The sequence below is a fragment of the Arthrobacter sp. JCM 19049 genome (assembly GCF_001310435.1).
Genome location: NZ_BAXF01000010.1, coordinates 1 through 23,198, shown reverse-complemented (window position 1 = coordinate 23,198; position 23,198 = coordinate 1). Strand labels below are relative to the sequence as shown.

The window sequence follows — 23,198 nt, the reverse complement described above, 5'->3', positions numbered from 1 at the left end:
TTAATGACTGCCGTTGCCATGGAATACCCGGCTAGGTGGTGCCGTATGAAGCAAATCCCTTGGGTGGAGATGCGCTCACCCACCATTTACCTGAATCAGGCTGATCCGAGGTGGTCGCGATGGACGTTTTTCCTTGGGAATTGCTTGGGACGCTCACACCGCCCGGCATGCTTGGCGTCGCTATCTGGTCATCAAAGATAACGAGTTCATCCTCCGTGGCGGCGGCTCAACAACCGGTGTACTGGTATCCCTACGTGTCAGGCTGGAGCGGTACCACGGTGAAAGAGCAAGTCGCTCGATCACGTAAGGCAAGAACCAGGAAACCAATCAGTATGTCTAATCTAGTTTTGGCCGAAGTACGCCTAGATGGATCCATGAGTAGTTCCGGACCGCGTGCCGGTGGACCGACCCCTCGCCGGTCGTATACCCCAGTGCAGAAGCTTGAGTTGTTGGCCCAGTACGAGGACGCCTGCACCCGTCAGGAAGGTGGTGCGTTCCTTCGGGAGCAGGGAGTGTATTCCTCACAGATCACCGAGTGGCGCAAGCTGCGCGATGCCGGGGTCCTGCAGGGCAAGAAGGCCGGGGAGAAAATTGGGAAACTATCCCCGGAACAGGCCGAGATCGCGCGTTTGCGCCGCCAGCTGGAGGTGAGCGAGAGCCGGTTGAAGCGATCCGAGGCAGCACTTGGTGTGATGGGAAAACTGCACGCGTTCTTGCAGACTCTCTCCGAGGACACCAACGACGATCCGAAGTCCAAGAAGCGTTGATGGGCACCTACAAGCAGCTGGTGGAACTTGCTGTCCCGACGCGGCGGGCCGCTACTCTGCTGCGGCTCTCGTGCACCGCGATCTACCGTAAGTTCACAGCGCCCCGGGGCCACGCACCGGTGGTGCCGCCGAACAAGCTCAGCGCCGCGGAGCGGGCTAAGATCCTGGCGACTTTGAACTCGCCTCAGTTCGTGGACCTGGCGCCCCTGCAGGTCTACTCGAAGTTGCTCGACGCGGGCATCTACCTGGCTCGGTCTCCACGTTCTACAGGGTCCTGGAGGAAAACCGGCAGGTCAAGGAACGCCGGGCCCTGGCCAAGCATCCACCCCATGCCATCCCGGAACTGGTGGCCACCGCCCCGGGGCAGTGTATTCGTGGGATATCACGAAGCTGGCCGGTCCGGTCAAGGGCAAGTACTTCGACTGCTACCTGATGATCGATATCCATTCGCGGTTCATTGTCGGTGCGCAGGTACACGCGAGCGAAGCGGCGATCCTGGCGGCGGAAATGATGAAGGAGATTTTCGGCATCCACGGCATCCCGCAGGTGGTCCACGCCGACCGCGGCACTTCGATGACTTCGAAGACCGTTGCCGCGTTGCTCTCGGATCTGGAAGTCACCCGATCACACTCCAGGCCGCAGGTGAGTAACGATAACCCTTACTCAGAATCGCTTTTAAAGACCATGAAGTACGGGCGAACGTTCCCTGAGCGCTTCGCGTCCCTGGGGGAGGCGAGGGCGTTCATCAACGGCTATGTTTCGTCAAGTTTAAGTAGGCCATTAAAGCTCTCAAAAGTAGGCCACTTCAGCACAGTTTTAAGCCATTCCGGCACCACCGACCCGAAGATCCTGGCCCTGCCCGGCCCGGCATGGATCAACCAACCCTAGGAAACCTCCCAAAAAGTAGGGGCCTAATGTGTTTCGTCAAGTTTAAGTAGGCCATTAAAGCTCTCAAAAGTAGGCCACTTCAGCACAGTTTTAAGCCATTCAGGCACCACCGACCCGAAGATCCTGGCCCTGCCCGGCCCGGCATGGATCAACCAACCCTAGGAAACCTCCCAAAAAGTAGGGGCCTAACAGCCTGCTAACTCAGCGTGGTACCGCTTGACTTGAAAAATTCCGGGAAGCGTTGCATTGATTTCCAGCTGATAGACAGGGCCCTGGAGCTGTCGTCAGCTGGACTGACTTTTTCTAGCAGGGACGGTTGACTTCCTAACTGTGCCAAGTTTCGTTGCAACGGATTTATCTATAGGATGTATACGTGAAATCATCGTCCCCTAAGAGAAGACTCTCGTACAACTTAGGGTGCGAAATCGAACCCGCATGTTGACTCATGCGCCGGCAAGACCTGTCCCGCTCAGGAGAAGTGAGTAGGCACTCAACTTCTGAGTAGGAGGTTTGTATTGTTCGGTGGTTTGTACATTTTAATGTATCCGCTGGTGTAATTAATTTTGAAGTATGGAGACACTGTGAAAGAAAACCAGGCTTTTGTTCAGCGGCTACGCCGGGCACTCCGACGTTATAACGATCGCTCGAGTCTTGATCTGTCGGATGCTACTTCTCGAAAAAACTCGATGGTCGCGCAAAATAAAGCCGCAGCAGCGCGTGATAAGAAGGACATAGATAATGCGAAGGCCTGGTATCGAGAAGCTATTATGTTGGATCCGAGCAACAGTGGAGCTTTTCTAAACTATATTAATTTCTTAATTTCCGTTAATGAGTCGACGTTAGCATTAGAAATTACACAGCTCTTATTGACTGCTGACCCCTCGTCTCCAGACGGGATGGAGTTCCTTTTCGAGCTTGGGCGGAACCTCGGAGTGGACAATGCAATAATCACGCAAGCACTCAATCGGTTCAATGAAAGTGTAGTTCACAAGCCTGGGCGACACCGTGATGCACTTGATTTCCTTATTCCGCATAAAAAACTGGATAGTTTAGCGGAAATTGCTAATAAAAGTTCCGATCCCATCGCTCGTGCGGTTTCAACTGCTCACCTTGAGTTGGGGAATAACACGAATTTAGAAGGGATTCTCAATGAAATTACAAAACTTCCTGAAAGGCCGTTGGTATTAGCGCATTTGTGGCTCGCACGGGGCAAACCTAGTGCTGCTATCGAAGCACTTAGAGCTCTCCCTAAGGCCGATATTCCGGAGCGCTCCTTACGTCGTGCAATTCGTCGCTCCAGGGCCTCGGAAAAAATGAGCGCAGCTTCGAAGTACGCAGCTATTTACTTGACGGTCAAGCCGGGTGATAAATGGGCGAGAGAATTAGCTACTATTCTTGATGACAAGAATCCGTCGAACTATCTCCTTGGCAAAAAGGGGTTTGTTTTTCCTGAAGTAAGGGAAAATCCTGCGTTCGAGGTATCTAACAAAAAGGTATTTTACTTACTCCATAATAGTCTCCCATTTCATTCAGCAGGATATGCCACAAGAACTCATGGACTATTGACCGAACTTAATACCACGAACTGGACTGTGGATGGAGTTACACGCTTGGGCTATCCATATGATATGCCGGGCATGGCTGATATTGGAGAGATTCCATCGGACACGCAAGTTGACACCGTCGTGTACCGACGTCTTCTAAATGGCATGGATATAGAGAAGAAGAATCCATTATATGAGTACGTGACTCGTTATTCTTCAGCTCTTAAAACAGCCGCTCTGAACGAAAAGCCAGCTATACTTCATGCTGCTTCAAATCATTGGAACGGTTTAGCAGCTGTAAAAGCCGCTCGCGAGCTTGGGATTCCTTCAGTTTACGAGGTTCGTGGCCTGTGGGAAGTCACGAGAGGGTCGAGGAACCCGGAGTGGGCTCAAGGGAACATGTTCAAGTTCATGGCCCGGATGGAAGCTGACGCCGCACGGGGAGCGAGTCGTGTCTTCACAATCACTCGTGCTTTGAAAGAAGAGCTGATCAATCGAGGGGTCGACGGGGACAAGATACAGATCATACCAAACGGTGTCGATACTACCCGTTTCACCCCGCTTCCCAGAAATGAAGCATTGGCGAATTCGCTGGGATTGCAGGGCAAGACGGTTATTGGATATGTCGGTTCCATCTTGGACTACGAGGGCATCGAGCTCATGCTTGAATCCGCTGCTTCTCTGAAATCCGAACGTGAGGATTTCCACGTCCTGATTGTCGGTGATGGAGCAGAGCTTCCAAAGTTCCAGAATGAGGTCAAGGTGTCGGGACTAGGGGACGTGGTAACGTTCACTGGTCGGGTGCCTCACGAGCAAGTCGAATCCTACTACTCACTTATTGACATCACTCCGTTTCCACGGCTGCCGCTGCCAGTATGTGAAATGGTGTCCCCGCTAAAGCCATTCGAAGCTATGGCAATGGGTAAGGCAGTTATCGCTTCAGACGTTGATGCATTGGCTGAAATCGTTACGCCCGGACTAAACGGTTTATTGCATACCAAGGGCGATGCGGGAAGCTTAACTGCAGAAATCCGTCGCCTACTGGACAATTCTGTGATGCGTCAACAACTAGGTGCGCAGGCACGTGAATGGGTAGTTCAGGAACGAGATTGGAAAAATCTTGCGACTGTAGTTTCTTCCGCATACGAAGAGCTTTGGAAGGGAATAAAAAGGTAAAATACTCCCGAATCGAGCTAGCGAAAAGAAACAGGGCGCCCGGATACTGGATCCAGGCGTCCTATTGCTACCTGCGAGAGTGTGGTTTCGAGCCGTGATAACCGGCGAGTAGACGTCATGGTCAATCGATTTCCACTGGAGATAAAGTCGAACTTTGAAGGAATTCAATTGATAGATACGCGAACTAAATCTGTCTACGAAATTTGCGGAAGGCGCTTTGGCACTTTCGGAAGGGAGGGCTAGAGCAACTCGCTGAGTGGTATCGACGACGTGAATTTGTTAAAGATGTTAGAAATACCGGTTCGCGCGTTTCCCAGACCGAAGAACGCATAGGACTTAGGCTAGCTCCAATGGAGCCTGTCGCTCGCTGTATCTCTGTCAAGAAGCTGAGAGTGGCAGTTATCCTAGATGAATTCAGCGCTAAATCGTGGGCTCCGGAGTGGGAGTGTGTTTTTTTGACACCAACCACCTGGAAAAATGAACTGCTCAGTAGCGATTTCGACCTGCTATTTGTAGAGTCAGCTTGGTCAGGGAACAACAACTCGTGGCAATATCACCTAACTGGCCCGACCGCGCCTAGACCTGCATTCGTTGAAATGGTCGACGCTTTCAAAGCAGAAAAAATTCCGACGGTTTTCTGGAACAAAGAAGACCCACCGCACTTTGAAGACTTTCTTGATTCTGCTAGATTATTCGACTACGTCTTTACATCAGACATTCGAATGATATCTCGCTACAAGCAAGAACTTGGGCATGACCGTATTGAGTCGCTCAGTTTCGCGGCGCAGCCGGTTTTCCATAATCCGGTACGACCCTTATCTCAGCCACGGCGGGATGTAGCCTTCGCCGGGATGTACTTCGCCCACAAGTTCCCGGAACGTCGCGAGCAGATGAACATTGTTCTGGGCGGGGCAGAGATGGTTGCCCCACGCTTGGAATCAGGTTTCGATATCTTCTCGCGGCAATTGGGTGGCGATGAAAAGTACCAGTTCCCGGATCCGTTCAGCGGCCACGTTGTGGGGTCGCTTCCCTATGAGAAAATGCTGACTGCCCACAAGTACTACAGCGTATTTCTCAATGTGAATTCAGTGGTTGACTCACCAAGCATGTGTGCCAGGCGAATCTTTGAGATCACCGCAGCTGGTGCTGCCGTGATCTCGGCACCGAGCACCGCGATTGGCAACTTCTTTGCTTCGAACGAGGTGATCGAAGTCGGGAACCGGGAAGCTGCCGCTCACGCGATACGGAGCCTGACCCGAAGCCCTGAGCTGCGGGACCGTACCGTTCATCTTGGACAGAGAAGGATCTGGTCCGAACACACTTATGCACACCGTGCCCATGCGATCGCCACTAAGATCGGTATCGATGAGAAACTTGCGAACCCTCTGAGCATGGCTCACGAGCCATCGGTCAGTGTCGTGGTTTCCACCATCCGCCCGTCACAAATTGATCACATCATTCGCACGGTAGCGAAGCAGTGGGGTGTGCAGGTTCAACTCATCCTCGTGGCGCACAAGTTCCAGATAAATGAACAGGCAGTCCATTCCAAGGTGTCAGCTGCTGGCATCGAGAACTTTAAACTGGTCGGGGCCGGTGAGGATTTTTCATTGGGCGACTGCCTGAACCAAGCCGTGCAGCTGTGCGATGGTGATTTCATTACCAAAATGGATGATGATGACCTTTATGGTGAGCATTATCTTTTCGATCAGGTATCGGCTCTGCGATATAGCGGCGCATCCGTGGTAGGGAAGCAGGCCCATTACATGTACCTCGGGCAATCTGACGCTACACTACTACGTTTTGCGGAGCGGGAACACCGCTTCACCAACCTGGTGATGGGCCCGACGATGCTGGGCCATGCTGAAGTGTTCAAGACGACCCCATTCGAATGCCGCAGCCGTGGGGAGGACACTCAATTCCTCCGTGACGTCGTCGGCAATGGCGGCACCGTTTACTCTGCAGATCGCTTCAATTTTCTTCAGATGCGTGGCGGTGATGGGAATAACCACACGTGGAATTTGAGCGATGCCGAACTCACGTCCACTGGTACTATTCAATGGTTTGGTAAGAATGACAGCCATATATTCTTTTAGGAATCCGGCTGACGGCGGGGCGGCGCGGAGGAGGGAATGCAGCGGGTGCGTATACTTCTGCTGACGCATTCCTTTTGGCCGGATATTTCTCCGCCTCAGAGGCGGTGGGGCGTCTTTACCCGGGAGTTTGCGTCTGCTGGTCACCAGATCGACGTGGTGGCCCCGAAGGTGTTCGATCAGAATCTCCTTAGAATTTCCCAACGATTGGCACCTCCAGAAGGTGTGACGGTATACCGCTACCCCTCCATCAGGAAGCCCGGCACCATGTTAGGCAAACTACTCAAGCACGCGATAGATGCACTGCGCAGTATTCCCACGGCACTGCGAACCCCGCGGCCGCAAATCGTAATCGCTACGGTGCCGGCGATCCCCACACTCGCCGTGGGCTACCTAGTCAGCCGAATGCGCAGAACGCCGTTTGTCGTAGACCTCCGTGATGCCTGGCCCGATTTATTACAGGATTCACAAGTCCTCCGCCTTGCCTGGCTGGAGCCTCTAGTCTCCCGGATGTTGACATTTATGATCCACCGCAGTGATCTTGTTGTCACTGTATCCGAGGGCTTCGCGCAGAAACTTATGTCTGAGGGCGCGAGGAAAGCAATCACTATTTCTAACGGCGTTGACATCGACAGGTACGGCATGGATCTGCTGACCACGCAACGCGGCGAGAAGTTGCGTGTCCTATACTTAGGAAACTTGGGCAGGAGTCAAGGCCTTGATCTGGTGATTCGTGCAGCCGCCCTCGCAAAGAGCAACGTACAGCTTCGGATTGTCGGTCAGGGAACCGAGATAACCAATTTACGACAACTCGCTGCCGGGCTCGACGTTGATGTCGACTTCAAGGATCCAGTCTATGGTCCCAGCGTCCTGGATAATTATGCTTGGGCCGACACCTGTCTAGTCACCTTACGTTCGGACTGGGATAGCTTTGAACACACCATTCCGTCGAAGCTCTACGAGCTACTGTTCCTGGACTGCCACATTACCGGCCTGGTGAAAGGTGAAGCAGCGGAGATCATCCGTGCCTCAAGATCCGGTCAAGTCATTGAGCAATCTGACCGGGCATTGGCCGAACACTTTTTGAATCTGTACGCAGAACGCCGTCTGTTGAGGACAGGGCATGCCGGATCCAAGTGGGTGCGCCGAAATGCGGCCTTGCCCACCCTAGGGCAGCAATACCTACGAGAACTCAAATGGCTGACTGACCGTTATCAAGAATCGAAGTAGAGATCATGCCTGTTCACCTACGGAGCAAATTCCACAATCTGGTCAACACCGTTGGTTTGGTATACGCGAATATCACGGATGATCCAAGTTTCTTCGCCCTGCAAATTGTGAGGAAATTCAAGAATCCGATCCTACAGCGGATTTCTCGATTTGTACTTTACGCACCCATGAGCAAAACCCTCCGTGAGGTAATGCTAAGTTTGCTCGCTGAAGATACCGGCCGCATACTTTTAGTGTCCGAGCGTTGGTTAGTGAATACTGACCGAAAAAGTTCTGATGGGCTGGCGCTGGCCAATGCCTGCATCGCTGTCCACCAGTGGGGCCATGCTCAGCATATCCTTGACCAGCTTAGTGCTAACCGTGCGACGGCTCGTGTCCAAGCGCGTATGGCATGGCACATGGGCAACCTGCAAGAGGCTGTGGACGTGCTTTCAAACAGCGGTGCCTCTCGACAACTGCGTCACTATGAGAGCGAATTGCAAGTACTCTCCGGTTGGAAACCAGTCATTGCGCGACAAGAACACCAAACTAGCGGTCCCGACAAACAGGTGTTGTACTTCGCCACAAATTCGTTGCCGTATACGGGTAGTGGCTATGCTCAACGCACCCATTCCATAGTTGCCTCGCTTCCCGCGGCCGGTTGGCGAGCATCGGTAGCCACCAGGATTAATTATCCTGCGAATATCGGACATCTGTTGGCACCGCCCCGGGAAACCATCGACGCGGTCACCTATCAACGTGTATTGTCCTTTCCCGCACGTACCGATTTGAAGGGACGACTGCAGCAGCAGAGCGATGAACTGATGAAGCTAGTCACCGCATCTCGACCGTCGGTACTGCATACAACCACAGACTTCAGCAACGCGGTATCAGTGCGCGCCGTGGCCCACGCGACCGGTCTGCCGTGGGTTTATGAAGTACGCGGTCAGCTGGCCGACACGTGGGCTTCGACGCGTCCCGACTCCGCACAAGACTCCGAACGCTACCGACTATTCAAGGCGCGTGAGGCTGAGGCGGCCAAAGCGGCGGATCATGTGGTCACCTTAGGTGAGCACATGAAATTGAACCTCGTAGCCGCTGGCGTTGCCGAAGAGAACATCACAGTCCTTCCCAATGGAATTGGGGACAAGTTTCTTGAAGCTCCAGTGCCACGGCTCAGTGCGAGGGCCAAAGTGTCTCTGGAATTGGACGCCTTCTACGTCGGTACCGTCAGCAGCCTCGTCCCTTACGAAGGACTGGACACGCTGCTGATGGCAGCCGCATTACTCGTTCCGTCCCATCCTTCGCTGCGTGTACTCATCGTCGGAGATGGCACGGAACGGGAAAACCTCCGCAATCTCGCCCAAGAACTAGGAATCCTGGCAATCTGCCGGTTCCCAGGTCGTGTGCCAAGGGACGAGGCGCATTTGTACCACGCGAGTCTGAACGCTTTTGTTGTGCCGCGCAGGGATCTCGCCGTTACACGCTCCGTGACGCCGCTTAAACCGTGGAGGCTCTTGCCAGCGGTGTTCCCGTGCTGGTTTCGGATCTGCCTGCTCTTCGAGAGCTGATCAGAGACGGTGAGAATGGTCACCTGATCAAAGCTGAGGACATCAACGCTTGGGCGGCAACCATTTCGGATCTGGTATCACGTCCTGACCAGGCAGCTCGTATGGGGCGTGCAGGCCGGGACTTCGTTCTTCGCACGCGCACATGGTCCTCGAATGCCCATCGTTTGAGCGAGATCTACGAGACCCTAATAAGTAAACCCTCGTGACCTGAGGGGCTGAATTGCGATAAGGTTCTTAAGGCCCTGCTAACAGATCCCTGAGCCAAGCGTGCATCCCTGGATAGCCGTTGCGGCGGCCGTGATTACGCACCTGAGAGAAAGCGACTTTAGTGAACAGCATAAAGGAAGTTGCCGTTATCGGTTTGGGTTACATCGGTTTGCCCACCGCCGCGATCCTGGCATCCAAGGGAATTACGGTAAAGGCGTCGATGTCTCGCCTCGCACCGTTGAAGCTGTCAACAAGGGCGAAGTTCCATTCGTTGAACCAGCCTGGGCGAGTTTGTTGCTGAAGCCGTCTCCCAGGGTACGTTGAGTGCAAGCTTTGAGACTCCTGAAGCCGAAGCCTACATCGTCGCTGTGCCCACGCCTTTCAACGAGGACCACTCGGCAGACCTTTCTTACATCGAAGCCGCTGCCGACGGAATCGCCCCGAAGCTCAAGGGTGGAGAGCTAGTCATCCTTGAATCGACTTCACCTCCAGGCGCGACCGAGCACATGGCCGATTACCTGCTTTCCAAGCGCCCAGATTTGTCCAAGGACAACCTGCTGATTGCGCACTGCCCGGAGCGTGTCCTTCCCGGGTACGTCATGGAAGAGCTGGTCACCAACGATCGTATTGTCGGCGGCATCACGCCGGAAGCCGCCGATAAGGCGCGGGAACTGTACGAAACTTTCTGCGAGGCCGCCATCCTGACCACCGACGCGAAGACGGCAGAAATGGCCAAGCTGGTGGAAAATTCCTACCGAGATGTCAACATCGCGTTCGCTAATGAACTTTCCGTGATTTCCGACAAGCTAGGCATCGATGTCTGGGAACTGATCAATCTGGCAAACCGTCACCCGCGTGTCAATATCTTGCAGCCGGGCCCGGGCGTGGGAGGACACTGCATCGCTGTTGATCCGTGGTTCATCGTTGCGGCGGCTCCTGAAGAATCTGGCCTCATCAAAATGGCCCGTGACACCAACGACGCAAAGCCGAACTGGGTCATCAACAAGGTGAAGGAGGCCACCAAGGCAGAGGACTTTAACGGCAAGGTAGCCGTTATGGGTCTGGCTTTCAAAGCCAACATCGATGACATGCGAGAATCGCCGGCGATCGCCATTACCCGAAAGTTGGCAGAAGGCAATCCAGACGTCGAGTTCCTAGCTGTTGAACCGCACGTAGAAGCGCTACCCAAGCAGCTGGGCGATATCTCCAACTTGACCATGGTGTCCACTGAGGACGCCCTGCAGGATGCGAGCGTTGTTACGCTACTGGTCGATCACGACCAGTTCAAGGCTGTTCCTGCGACCGCGCTGGCAGGAAAAGCTGTTGTTGATACGCGCGGTCTGTGGCGCTAACGCCCCTTAGACGACAAGGTAATCATCCCCATGAAGAAGATCATGCCGATCTACGGCACACGTCCTGAAGCCATCAAGGTAGCCCCAATCGTGAAGGCGCTCAAGGACTCCGAAGGTTTCGAATGCGTCGTAACCGTTACTGGTCAGCACCGTGAGATGCTCGATCAGGTCAATGAACTGTTCGACATCACCCCCGACTATGACCTTGATGTCATCCAACCGCGTCAGACCCTCAACGGTCTTTTGACGAAAACCATCAGCGGGTTGGATGAGATTTTCGAAAAGGAGAAGCCGGATGCCGTAGTCGTTCAGGGCGACACGACCACCTCCACTGCAGGCGCCATTGCCGCTTTCTACCGCGGTATTCCCGTCGTTCATGCTGAGGCAGGCTTGCGCAGCTACGACATTTTCTCGCCATTTCCCGAGGAAGCCAACCGCAAACTCACGAGTCAGATCGCCAGCCTACACCTGGCACCGACTTCCCTGAGCAAGAACAACCTGGTACGAGAGACCTTCCGCGAGAACGATATCGTCATTACTGGTAATACGGTGATTGATGCTCTTTTGACGGTGGTGGAAAAACAAGTTCCGTTTTCTGATTCCACACTTGAGAATCTTGTAAACTCCGGCAAGCGCATTGTTCTGGTGACGACACACCGTCGTGAAAACCAGGGCGAGCCGATGCGCGGAATCGGTCGGGCGCTGGCTCGTCTTTCCGCAGCTGAGCCGGATGTCGAATTTATCCTGCCAATGCACCGCAATCCTGCTGTGCGTGAAGCTTTATTGCCGGAAATTGACGGCTTGTCGAACATCACCCTGACCGAGCCGCTGGCGTATGGTGAGTTCACTCGCATCATCGATGCCGCAACGCTAGTGCTCACCGACTCAGGGGGAGTGCAAGAGGAAGCACCAAGCCTCGGTAAGCCGGTTCTCGTGATGCGTCTGAACACCGAGCGGCCAGAAGCAGTCGCGGCAGGTACCGTTAAGCTGATCGGCACCAACGAGGGGCGTATCTTCGAGTCGGTAACCGAACTCCTGCACAACCAGGACGCCTACGACGAGATGGCCAACGCAGTAAACCCCTATGGTGACGGCAAGGCCTCTGAACGAACCGTTGCAGCAATCGCAGAGTTGCTTGGCGTGGGAATCCGCATGGAGGACTTTGATTCGAAGTTGCCGGATCCGGAAGACCTGATGCGAGCGGCCAGCATTTAGCACGATCGCAGGGAAAGGAGTCCGAAATCTTACGATTTCGGACTCCTTTCCTTTTCCTACCGGAGGGGTCAGGCAACGTTCACTAGTACCGCTTAGTAGGATCGACGTATGATGAACCAGTCGGCCATATTTATTGATGCAGGTTTTCTTCTATCCTTAGGTGGACACCGCGCTGCGGGTACCACGCTACGATCCGCGTTTACTATTCATTATGAAGCCCTGATCAAGGGGATAGTCCAGACCGTCAAGAAAAATACCGGCCTGAATAATCTACGTGTCTATTGGTACGACGCGTCCAAGGACGGGCTGTTCACGGAGCAGCACAAACGCATTGGTTTCATTCCCGGTGTTAAGGTTCGCCTTGGCCGTATCTCCTATAACGGCGAGCAAAAGGGCGTGGATCTGCGTCTGGCCCTAGATCTTGTCGGCGTTGCGCGTCATGGTGCCGCATCCGTTGCATATCTAGTTTCGGGAGACGACGACCTTGCCGAAGCGGTCGAAGAAGCCCAGGATCTTGGTATGAAGGTCATCCTCTTGGGAGTGCGGCGTGACGAGAGCCGTTTGGGAGTGGCCTCAGTCGCAGAGCATTTGGCACTGACCGCAGACGCTATTGAGACAATCCCTGACCAGCTATTGGACAGTTCCTTTACCAAAGTCATTGAGTGGGACGATCACCACGCTTCCGAGTCCGCGACGATCGCGGCCGCCCCCACCGAAACCGTCGCATCAGAGCCGAAGCCCGCTGCCCCCACCCCGGCGATTATGGCGCAGAGACTGAAGAACGTCAGCCAGGAGCAGGAGCAGGAACAGATGGCGGAGTCAGAAGTCATCTACTCCAGCGGCGGTGAAAAGTCGGGTTTTCAGGGCAAAGCTGCGTATGAGCAAGAAGAAATGACTGTCGCCCAAGAAATTGGCGCAAACGTCGCTAATTCCTGGCTCGCCAGCACCACGCAACTTGAATTGGTGGAGCTCATGGCCGACCGTCCCCAGCTGCCGCCCGAGATCGATCGGACGCTGCTCAAGGACTGTGCCCAGGTTATCGGTGAATGGAAAACCGACCAACAGCAGATCCGTCGTGTGCTGCGCGGAGCATTCTGGAGCTCGTTGGACAAGTACACCTAAGAGCTAGACAACGTCTCTGACTCCTGAACAACCATGCAACTAAGGTAAATTACTAACGTGACTTCGCAGCAGAAACCCTATTACATCACCACCGCAATTTCGTACCCGAATGGCACGCCTCATATTGGTCATGCCTATGAAGTAGTGGCCACCGATGCCATGGCGCGTTTCAAGCGTCTGGATGGATATGACGTCTTCTTCATGACCGGCACCGATGAGCACGGCCAGAAGATGATGCAGACGGCTGAGAAGGAGGGCATCACCCCGGCCCAATTGGCCCAGCGTAATTCCGATGCCTTCCAGGCGATGAATGATGAGCTGGGAATCAGTTACGACCGATTCATCCGCACCTCCGATGCCGACCATCACGCTGCAGCGCAGGAGCTCTGGCGCCGTATGGAAGCCAACGGAGATATCTACCTCGATGCCTACGCGGGTTGGTATTCGGTACGTGATGAAGCCTTCTACACCGAGGAACAAACCGAACTACGTGAAGACGGGGTTCGCTATGCCATTGAAACCGATACCGAGGTCACCTGGACCGAGGAGGAGTCCTACTTCTTCCGCCTCTCCAAATACCAAGATAAGTTGCTCAAGCTTTACGCGGAGCAGGAAGAATTCGGTGCCCCCAAGTCTCGCTTCAATGAAGTGATCCGCTTTGTTGAAGGTGGGCTGACTGACCTTTCGATCTCACGCACGACTTTCGACTGGGGCATCCCGGTTCCCGGTAATGACAAGCACGTCATGTACGTCTGGTGGATGCGCTGACCAACTACTTGACCGGTGCCGGGTTCCCCGATGTCGAGGCCGCTTCATTCAAGAAGTTCTGGCCAGCCGATGTCCATGTCATTGGTAAGGACATTTCTCGCTTCCACGCCATCTACTGGCCTGCTTTTCTGATGTCAGCGAAGCTGGAGTTGCCGAAGCGCATCATGATCCATGGCTTCCTGCACAATAACGGTGTGAAGATGTCAAAGTCACTGGGTAATACCGTCTCCCCGGATGACTTTGTCCAGCAGTACGGGCTCGATCAAGTACGCTACTTCTTCCTGCGTGAAGTCCCGTTCGGTGCCGACGGCAGCTACAACCACGAAACGATCGTTGCAAGAATCAACAGCGATCTGGCCAACAACTTCGGAAACCTGGCACAGCGTTCACTGTCCATGGTGGCCAAGAACTGTGGGGGAGCGGTACCGAATCCAGGGGTGTTCAGCGATGCTGACCGAGCTGAATTGGATGCCGCCGCCGCGCTCTTGGACACCACTCGTGACTACTTCGCACGGCAGGAGTTCAGCCGTGCTCTGGAGGCGATCTGGCATGTCTTGGGTGATACCAATGCCTACTTCGCGGAACAAGAACCGTGGAAGCTGAAGAAGACCGACCCGGCCCGCATGGAAACGGTGCTTTACGTGACCCTCGAAGTGGTCCGCCAGGTCGCCATCCTTCTGCAGCCGGTACTGCCCCAAACCATGACGGCCATGATGGATCTCTTGGCTGTGGGTAGCGGATCTGCCCGCACCTTTGAGAACTTCGACAAAGCGCTCGTTCCGGGGACCGAGTTGCCGGCACCGAGCCCGGTGTTCCCGAGGTACGAAGAGCCCAAGTAAACTCCGCAAGATAAAGATCCAGCCCTGGCATCCTCGCCAGGGCTGGATCTTTATGGGCTGCGATTTACATTGCGTAGTGACATTACCGTCAGGGAGTAGCTACGCCGGTTTGGTAGGCGATGACGACAGCTTGAACCCGATCACGCGCTCCGAGCTTAGAGAGAATATGTCCTACATGGGTCTTCACGGTCGCTTCAGATAGGAAGAGATCTTGCGCGATTTCAGGATTCGATCGTCCGGCGGCGATCATTTCGAAGACTTCGCGCTCCCGTCGGGTTAAGGAATCAACGAGAGCCTGCAGGTTGGCATTAGGCTGCGCATTGCGTTTCAGAATCGGCGCCATGTGGTTTAGCAAGCGTCGGGTGGTGGACGGCGCGATCACGGCATCGCCTCGATTCACAGTTCGAATGGACTCCAGAAGTTCCTCCGGAGGGGCATCTTTGAGCAGGAACCCACTGGCGCCGGCCTGAATGGCATTGAGTGCGTACTCGTCCATATCGAAAGTCGTCAGCACGATGACTTTCGGAGCTGCTCCCGGGTACTTTTCTCCGTGGAGAAGGTGTTCTGTGGTCTCTATGCCGTCCATCTCCGGCATTCGTACATCCATGAGGATCACATCAGCGGTAGGCAACAGCGTCGACGCCAACGCCTCCCGGCCATTGGCGGCCTCCGCGATCACTTGCATGTCGTCTTGGGAGTTGATCAACATTCGAAAGCCGCTACGCACCAGCAGCTGGTCATCAACCAATGCGACTTTGATTTGCTCTGTATCGCCCACGTGTTTTTAGTCCTCCGAGTAAGGGATGAAAACTGAGACCTTGAAACCTCCACCCGGTTCCGGGCCGGCCGCGCATTCCCCATCGTATAGGGCAACCCGCTCGGCCATGCCTCGTAACCCCTGTCCGGTACCTTCACTGGATAGGGCTCCGGCACCTCGTCCGTCATCTTCAACGCTGATATCCAGGCCTCGTGTTCCCCAGGAGAGGGAAACTTCGGCGCTCGCGCTGGCGCCAGCGTGCTTGACTACGTTCGTCAGAGCCTCCTGCACACAGCGATACCCGGTGAGCTCTGCGCCAGCGGGAAGGGAGCGTCGCGGCGTTCCCTGCAACGCCAAACCCACTTCCAAGCCCGCGCGCCTGACGGTGCCAACTAGATCAGGGATATCTGCCAGCGTGGGCAGTGGCCGATTGTCTGCTCCGTGGCCCGTTCGGAGTACTCCGAGCAGGCGCCGCATCTCCCGCAATGACGAACGCCCCGTGTCGGCGACGGTTTTCAACGTGTCGATGGCGACCTGCGGATCCTTCGCGGCGGCATAACGTGCACCGTCGGCCTGGGTAATGATGACCGACAGTGAGTGGGCCACGATGTCATGCATTTCCCGGGCAATGTGGTTTCGTTCGTCGGAGGCCGCCAAGTCACGTTCGTACTGGCGTTCCAGTTCCAGCCGCTTGGCGTGGTCGCGCAGGGCATCCATTGTCAGTCTGCGTGTCCTTGCCAAGTCACCAAACGTCCAGGAGACCAGGACAATCAAGGAGAGCCCCACGAAGGATACGAAGGTGTCAAAGGAGAGGGGCTGAGCATAGGGCAGATTGGAGAACATCCGCACAGTTGCCGCCAGCGCGCCGAAGATCCCTATGCCCAGAGTGGTCAGCGACTGCCAGCGCTTGCCGTATTTGGCCATGGTGTAGACGAGGATTGGCACTGAAAATTGCGAGGGCAAAAAGTAGTTGCCGTGCAACAGCTGCAAAAGGTGGCCGACAACGACAACTACAGTGGCTGGCCAGGGAAAGCGTCGTCGGACAATCAGCGGCGCCGACTGTAGGAACGCAATCAGAACAACAACGGATGTTCCCACTCCGTAGACCAGGCCGAAGCTGCCGGATACGCAGAAGAGTGTGTAGAAGGACCCGGCAATGGCGTCCACGCGATACGGGTTGTCCCGCACCCACTGATCGATGCGCCGGTGAAGACTTAAGAGTTCCAAGAAAAGGTGCCCACTCGTGATTTTCCTACTGTTCCTCTCAGGGTACTGAACAGAAGCAGACCAAACCTCATGCCCAGGGTTGAAAATGAGAGGAGATTACAACTGAGTTCATATATTGAGACGACTTCTCACATGTTGGATTCCGCCGGTTAGGATCTAAACATGGGAAACGTATTGAATATTGCAGTCATACCCGGGGACGGCATCGGGCCCGAGGTTGTCGCCGAAGCCGTTAAGGTTCTGAAAGTTGCCACCAACGCCAGCGCCACGCAGGTCGAACTCACGGATTACGCACTGGGAGCCGAGCACTGGCTGGCCACAGGGGAAAGCCTGAGCACGGAAACCCTGGAGTCAATCAAGAAGCACGACGCCATCCTCTTCGGAGCCGTCGGTGCCGCGCCGGGGGATACACGCATCCCTTCCGGGCTTATTGAACGCGAACTGCTGCTCAAGCTGCGCTTTTCCCTCGATCACTTTGTGAACTTGCGGCCAGCCAAGCTGTACCCGGGAATTGAGAGTCCTCTGGCCAATCCTGGCGACATTGACTTCATCGTGGTGCGGGAAGGCACCGAGGGACCATATGTCGCAACGGGGGATCGGTACGAACGAATACGGCCCACGAAATTGCCACCGAAGTTTCGGTCAACACCGCCTATGGCGTGGAGCGCGTGGTGCGTGATGCCTTCACCCGAGCTGCGGCACGCTCCCGCAAGCACGTAACGCTGGTGCATAAGCACAATGTCCTCGTACATGCTGGACACTTGTGGCGTCGTACGGCCGAGGCCGTAGCGGCGGACTTCCCGGAGGTGACCCACGATTATCTGCACGTGGATGCCGCCACCATCTTCCTGACCACCGACCCCTCGCGGTTCGATGTCATTGTCACCGACAATCTTTTCGGCGACATCCTGACCGATCAGGCCGGCGCCATCACCGGGGGCATTGGCTTGGCCGCCAGCGGCAACATCAACATGGACCGGACCTATCCGTCCATGTTCGAGCCGGTGCATGGCTCTGCGCCGGATATCGCTGGGCAGCAGAAAGCCGATCCCACGGCAGCGATCCTGTCCGTGTCGTTGATGCTTGACCACCTGGGATTATCCAAGGAAGCCGCCGCGGTTGAGCAGGCTGTCGAAAAAGAGATCACCTCACGGCAGGAATTGACCGATCAGCGCACCACGGCCGAAATCGGCGATGCAATTGTGTCACTGCTGGCATAAGCTACACATAGAAGCCCAGCTGGCGAAGTGAATCTTCCCTGATGGGCGCAACCACGAACGGGTGTTCCGCTTTAGGCGTGGGCACCCGTTTTTCGTCACCGAAGTAAGGAAGTCCTAGGTCGATATGGAATTCACCGAACATCTCTCAACGAATCGCGCCACCGACGAAGAGCGCGCCCGCATCTTGGCGAACCCGGGTTTCGGTGACTTCTTTACGGATCACACCGCCGTGATTGACTGGACCGCCAACGAAAATGGCGAGGGCGGCAACTGGCATGATGCACGGATTGAACCCTACGGGCCCATTGCCCTGGATCCGGCCGCTCGGTGCTGCATTATGGGCAGGAAATCTTTGAAGGCCTGAAGGCCTACCGCCACGCAGATGGCACCGTCTGGACCTTCCGGCCCGACAAGAACGCCGCACGCCTCAACCGCTCCGCGGCCCGTCTGGCTCTTCCGCGGCTCGATGAAGAGCTGTTTGTGGAGTCCCTGCGCAGGCTCGTGAAGGCAGATGTTCAGTGGGTTCCTTCCGAAGAAGGCGAGTCGCTGTACATTCGCCCGTTCATGATAGCCACCGAGGCCTTCCTCGGAGTGCGGGCAGCACGTGAAGTGTCCTACCGCGTGATCTGTTCGCCGGCCGGCAACTACTTCGGCGGCGAGCTGAAGCCGGTGTCCATCTGGGTCTCCACCAAGTACGCCCGCGCCGGTCGCGGCGGCACCGGCAATGCCAAGTGCGGTGGCAACTACGCAGCCTCCCTGGTCGCCCAGATGGAAGCCGAGGCCAACGGATGCAAGCAGGTTCTCTTCCTGGATCCGTTCAACAACAATGCCGTCGAAGAGCTTGGTGGAATGAACGTGTTCTTTGTCATGAAGGATGGAACACTGGTCACCCCGGCTCTCACCGGAACCATTTTGGAGGGCGTAACCCGTGAATCGGTGCTGCAGCTCGCCAAGGACCGCGGGATGAAGGTCGAGGAACGAACCATCACCCTGGATGAATGGCGTGAAGGAGTCAACAGCGGTGACATCAGCGAAGTCTTCGCCTGCGGAACCGCGGCCGTGATCACCCCGATCGGTGTTCTGAAGAATGGGGACGAGATCATTGGGGATCCTCAGGCCGCTGCCGGGGAAGTCACCATGGCCATTCGTGAAGAACTGCTGGGCATCCAGCTGGGAACGATGGAAGACCGCCACGGTTGGCTGGAGCAGCTGGCCTAACGAGCAAGCAATATCGATAGAATGGCTCGGGCTTTTCCTTGAAGTCCGAGCCATTCGTCCGCGAAGCTAAAGGAATACGATGCGCGTACTTGTCACCGGTGGAGCCGGGTACATCGGCTCCCACACCGTTCTATTGTTGCTCGAAGAAGGGCACGAGGTGTACGTTGTCGACAACTTCAGCAACTCCTCGCCTGAATCGCTGCGTCGTGTCTCTGCCCTCACCGGTCGGGCCCCTCGCTTCTTCAACGTTGATTTGCTGGATGCTGATCGCCTAAACGAGGTTGTCGTTGAAGCAGCTCCCGATGCAGTAATACATTTTGCCGGATTGAAGGCCGTCGGTGAGTCGGTCTCAAAACCCTGATGTACTATCGCAACAACGTCACCGGCACCTTGAATCTGTTGGACGCCATGGAACTTTCCGGATGCCGTCAGCTGGTCTTCAGTTCGTCGGCCACGGTGTACGGCGAGTCGACCGAGCTTCCCCTGGTGGAATCCACCCCGCGCAGCGCAACCAACCCGTATGGGCGCACCAAGCTTCACATCGAAGAGATGCTTGAAGAGCTTGCGGCGGCAGATGACCGATGGTCCATTGCCGCCCTGCGCTACTTCAATCCGGTAGGGGCCCACGAGTCGGGACGTATCGGGGAAGACCCCCAGGGAATCCCGAACAACCTCATGCCCTACGTGGCACAGGTAGCGATCGGACGCCGTGAGCAGGTCAACGTCTTCGGCGGAGACTATCCAACGGTGGACGGCACCGGCGTGCGCGACTACATCCACGTCGTCGACCTGGCGTCCGGACACCTGGCCGCCCTGGACTATCTTTCAGACCGCACCGGATCTTTTGTTTGGAACTTGGGGACGGGTGAAGGCTCCAGCGTGCTGGAGGTGATCGAGGCCTTTGGACGGGCAGCGGAGAAAGAGATTCCCTATCAAATCGTTGAGCGTCGGCCCGGGGATGTCGCTGAAAATTATGCTGATCCAGTTAAGGCGCGGCTCGAGCTGGGCTGGAAATCCGAGCGTGGATTGGAGCAGATGGTCCGCGACATGTGGCGTTGGCAGGAGAACAATCCCACCGGTTTCCCGGACGAGGACTCTTCAGCTACCGATGAGCAGATTAATGACGAGCTGCTTCTGGCGGCGCGACGCGTCTCAGATCCCAAGAAAGCCAAAGAAAGTAACTAGGTAAAGCAATGCGCATTGCACGATTCGTAGTAGACGCTGATCCGCTGTACGGCGTGGTCGAAGAGCAAAAAGTCCACACGCTGGCGGGCGACCCGTTCTTCCAAGGCATCAAACCGACCGGACAAAGCCACGAGCTCGACGATGTCCGCCTGGTGGCCCCCATCATTCCTCGCTCAAAGGTGGTGGCCTTCGGACGCACTTATCGCAAACACGCTGAAGAGCTGGGCAATGAGGTACCGCCGGAGCCGATCATGTTCCTCAAGCCCAACACCTCTGTGGTGGGACACAATGAACCGGTCACGCTTCCTTCGTTTTCCGACGAAGTCTCCTTTGAGGGGGAGCTGGCCGTGGTGATCGGACGCATTTGCAAAGACGTTCCCGTGGAAAAAGTGCCCGAAGTCATCTTCGGCTACACGGCGGCAAACGATCTAACCGCCCGGGATGCCCAGCGCAGCGACCTGCAGTGGGCTCGCGCCAAGGGCTTTGATGGTTCATGCCCCCTGGCCCATGGATCGAGACCGAGCTGGACAATCCTGACGACGTTGGGATTGTCACCAGGGTCAATGGCGAGGTGAAGCAGGACGGCTCCACGAACGAACTGATCTGGTCAGTTCACGAACTTGTTGCCCGAGCTTCTGAAGCCTTCACGCTGTTGCCGGGGGATGTGATATTGACAGGAACTCCTGCAGGCGTGGGAGAGGTGCGTGAGGGGGACCGCGTTGAGGTCGAGGTCGAAGAGATCGGTAGTCTTGGCAACATTTTCCGTCGCTGAGAATTGAAGCTTTCAGCGCTTTACGACGCTAAGTGAAAAATTTGAGCAGGACCTTTAGGTGGATAACCAGAGGTCCTGCTTCTCTTTGCGCCCTTTCTAGCGCAGAATGGAGCGGCCCGTAGAAGTGGGCATAGAATGAAGTCATCATGATTGATCTATCGCTGATTCCCGCAGTAACCGATGACACTCCCGTCCGGGTTCGCTTTTGCCCCTCGCCAACCGGCACTCCGCACGTAGGCCTGATCCGCACCGCGTTGTTCAACTGGGCCTACGCCCGGCACACCGGGGGCAAGATGATCTTCCGTGTCGAAGACACCGACGCCAACCGCGACTCCGAAGAAAGCTACAACCAGCTGCTGGACGCGCTGGACTGGATGGGCATCGACTGATGAAGGGGTGAACGTCGGCGGACCGCACGAGCCGTACCGCCAGTCCCAGCGCAGCGACATCTACCAGGATGTCATTGCCAAACTGCGCGCTGCCGGTCATCTGTACGAGTCCTACTCCACCCCGGAGGAGATTGAGGCCCGCCACCGAGCTGCCGGTCGTGACCCCAAGCTCGGCTACGACAATTTTGACCGCGAGCTGACCGATGAGCAGGTTGCCGCGTTCAAGGCAGAAGGCCGCGAGCCGGTGTTGCGCGTTCGCATGCCCGACACCGATCTGAGCTTCACTGACCTGGTCCGCGGGGAAATCACCTTCAAGGCGGGCTCGGTCCCGGACTTCGTGGTGGTGCGCGCCAATGGGAAGCCGCTCTACACCCTGGTGAACCCGGTCGACGATGCGCTGATGGGGATCACCCACGTCTTGCGTGGCGAGGATATCCTTTCATCCACCCCGCGCCAGATCGCCCTCTACGCGTTGCTGCATGACATTGGCGTAGCCAAGTACATGCCGCGCTTCGGTCACCTGCCCTACGTCATGGGCCAGGGCAACAAGAAGCTGTCCAAGCGTGATCCGGAATCCAGCCTCTTCCTGCACCGGGAACGCGGCTTTATCCCCGAGGGCTGCTGAACTACCTGGCACTGCTGGCTGGTCGCTGAGCGCGGATGAAGACATCTTCACCCGGGAGCAGCTGATTGAGGCCTTTGACGTGAAGGACGTGCTCTCCAACCCGGCACGCTTCGACCAGAAGAAGGCCGAAGCCATCAATGGCACCCACGTGCGCATGCTGGAGCCGCAGGACTTCAGGGACCGGCTTGTTCCCTACCTGCAGGCCGCGGGCCTGGTCGGTGAGGAACTGAGCGAGCGGGAGGCGCAGATCCTGGATGCTGCAGCACCACTGGTCCAGGAGCGTGTGGGCCTGCTGGGAGAAGCGGCCGACATGATGGCCTTCCTCTTCCTGGCCGACGAGCAGATCACCGTGGATGAGAAGGCATTGAAGGGCATGCCGGCCAATCTTGGCGAGGTTGTCCAGGCCTCCATCCAGGCACTGGAGCCGCTCACCGAGTGGAGTGCAGCGGCAATCCAGGAAGCCTGCGGGCAAAGCTCGTCGAGGAGATGGAACTGAAGCCGCGTCATGCCTTCGGTCCGGCCCGCGTGGCGGTCTCCGGCAAGAAGGTCTCACCGCCGCTGTTCGAGTCCATGGAGATCCTGGGCAGGGAATCAAGCCTCAATCGGCTTCGGGCCTTTGGTGAAGGCCGCTAGAAACGGTTATCGCCGCTGCGGCTGAAACAGCCGACGCCCTCGACGCTCCCGTTCTTTCGGGAGTCGTCGGGGGCGTTTTTTGATGTTGACGATACGCTCGTAGATCTGCGTAGTGCTGCGGTCGACGGGTTCCTGGCCGTGGTTCACGACGATTTCTGCGTCGTGAACCACGCGCTGCGGCTACAGATTGCTGGCGACTTTGCCGATGATGGAGCCCACGCCTATGCGCTACATGGCCGGAGAACTGACGTTTCTTGAACAACGTATTCTGCGCGTACAGCGGAGGTATGACCTCGCTTCAGTTCCGGCGTCAGATGCCTTGGCGCTGACAGGCTGGGTGCAAAGCTGCGAATCCCGGGTTCGAAGCGCCTGGAAGCCCTTCCCAGACGTTCACGAGCACCTTGAGACGCTATCGGCTCTAGGT

General features: G+C 56.1%; 10 protein-coding genes and 8 pseudogenes. 16 read left to right on the top strand and 2 right to left on the bottom strand.

Annotated elements, in window-relative coordinates; all coding sequences use genetic code 11:
• The first annotated feature begins 374 nt into the window (after positions 1-374).
• From JCM19049_RS22950 to metG, 10 genes and pseudogenes are all read left to right on the top strand, one after another.
• Positions 375-1,655 (top strand): annotated as a pseudogene (locus tag JCM19049_RS22950) (DDE-type integrase/transposase/recombinase).
• A gap of 581 nt (positions 1,656-2,236) precedes the next feature.
• Positions 2,237-4,375, top strand: a complete 2,139-nt coding sequence (locus JCM19049_RS17800) for a glycosyltransferase (RefSeq protein ID WP_279402197.1) — start codon at positions 2,237-2,239, stop codon at positions 4,373-4,375.
• Between the two features lie 392 nt (positions 4,376-4,767).
• A complete protein-coding gene (locus tag JCM19049_RS01425) occupies positions 4,768-6,468 on the top strand; it encodes a glycosyltransferase (protein WP_306420615.1) in 1,701 nt (566 codons plus the stop codon).
• Positions 6,469-6,504: 36 nt separating this feature from the next.
• Positions 6,505-7,695 carry a glycosyltransferase family 4 protein gene (locus tag JCM19049_RS01420; protein WP_054820572.1) on the top strand — a complete coding sequence of 397 codons (1,191 nt, stop codon included), beginning with the start codon at positions 6,505-6,507 and terminating at the stop codon, positions 7,693-7,695.
• Positions 7,696-7,700: 5 nt separating this feature from the next.
• Complete coding sequence (locus JCM19049_RS17795; protein ID WP_279402195.1) at positions 7,701-9,245, top strand: glycosyltransferase; 1,545 nt, start codon at positions 7,701-7,703, stop codon at positions 9,243-9,245.
• Positions 9,182-9,451: a glycosyltransferase gene (locus tag JCM19049_RS22945; RefSeq protein ID WP_374700200.1), complete on the top strand. Its 270-nt coding sequence runs from the start codon at positions 9,182-9,184 to the stop codon at positions 9,449-9,451. The genes JCM19049_RS17795 and JCM19049_RS22945 overlap by 64 nt, the downstream gene beginning before the upstream one ends.
• Before the next feature lie 122 nt (positions 9,452-9,573).
• Positions 9,574-10,804, top strand: a pseudogene (gene wecC, locus JCM19049_RS01410) (UDP-N-acetyl-D-mannosamine dehydrogenase).
• A 30-nt stretch (positions 10,805-10,834) separates the two neighbouring features.
• On the top strand, positions 10,835-12,019 hold the full coding sequence (gene wecB / locus JCM19049_RS01405) for a non-hydrolyzing UDP-N-acetylglucosamine 2-epimerase (protein ID WP_054820570.1): 1,185 nt from the start codon (positions 10,835-10,837) through the stop codon (positions 12,017-12,019).
• 108 nt (positions 12,020-12,127) lie between these two features.
• On the top strand, positions 12,128-13,141 hold the full coding sequence (locus tag JCM19049_RS01400) for an NYN domain-containing protein (RefSeq protein ID WP_054820569.1): 1,014 nt from the start codon (positions 12,128-12,130) through the stop codon (positions 13,139-13,141).
• Positions 13,142-13,198: 57 nt separating this feature from the next.
• Positions 13,199-14,748, top strand: a pseudogene (gene metG, locus JCM19049_RS01395) (methionine--tRNA ligase).
• A gap of 88 nt (positions 14,749-14,836) precedes the next feature.
• Here the strand turns inward: metG and JCM19049_RS01390 are convergent.
• Positions 14,837-15,526 carry a response regulator transcription factor gene (locus JCM19049_RS01390; RefSeq protein WP_279402194.1) on the bottom strand — a complete coding sequence of 230 codons (690 nt, stop codon included), beginning with the start codon at positions 15,524-15,526 and terminating at the stop codon, positions 14,837-14,839.
• Between the two features lie 6 nt (positions 15,527-15,532).
• A complete protein-coding gene (locus tag JCM19049_RS01385) occupies positions 15,533-16,693 on the bottom strand; it encodes a sensor histidine kinase (RefSeq protein ID WP_279402193.1) in 1,161 nt (386 codons plus the stop codon).
• 201 nt (positions 16,694-16,894) lie between these two features.
• Between JCM19049_RS01385 and JCM19049_RS01380 the strand changes: the two are divergent.
• From JCM19049_RS01380 to JCM19049_RS17790, 6 genes and pseudogenes are all read left to right on the top strand, one after another.
• Positions 16,895-17,952, top strand: a pseudogene (locus JCM19049_RS01380) (3-isopropylmalate dehydrogenase).
• Between the two features lie 124 nt (positions 17,953-18,076).
• Positions 18,077-19,170: pseudogene (locus JCM19049_RS01375) on the top strand (branched-chain amino acid aminotransferase).
• A gap of 79 nt (positions 19,171-19,249) precedes the next feature.
• A pseudogene (gene galE / locus JCM19049_RS01370) lies at positions 19,250-20,253 on the top strand (UDP-glucose 4-epimerase GalE); the annotation flags it as partial.
• Positions 20,254-20,363: 110 nt separating this feature from the next.
• A pseudogene (locus JCM19049_RS01365) lies at positions 20,364-21,127 on the top strand (fumarylacetoacetate hydrolase family protein).
• A 146-nt stretch (positions 21,128-21,273) separates the two neighbouring features.
• Positions 21,274-22,774, top strand: a pseudogene (gltX, locus tag JCM19049_RS01360) (glutamate--tRNA ligase).
• 223 nt (positions 22,775-22,997) lie between these two features.
• A partial coding sequence (locus JCM19049_RS17790) for a hypothetical protein (RefSeq protein ID WP_374700199.1) occupies positions 22,998-23,198 on the top strand: 201 nt, incomplete at its 3' end.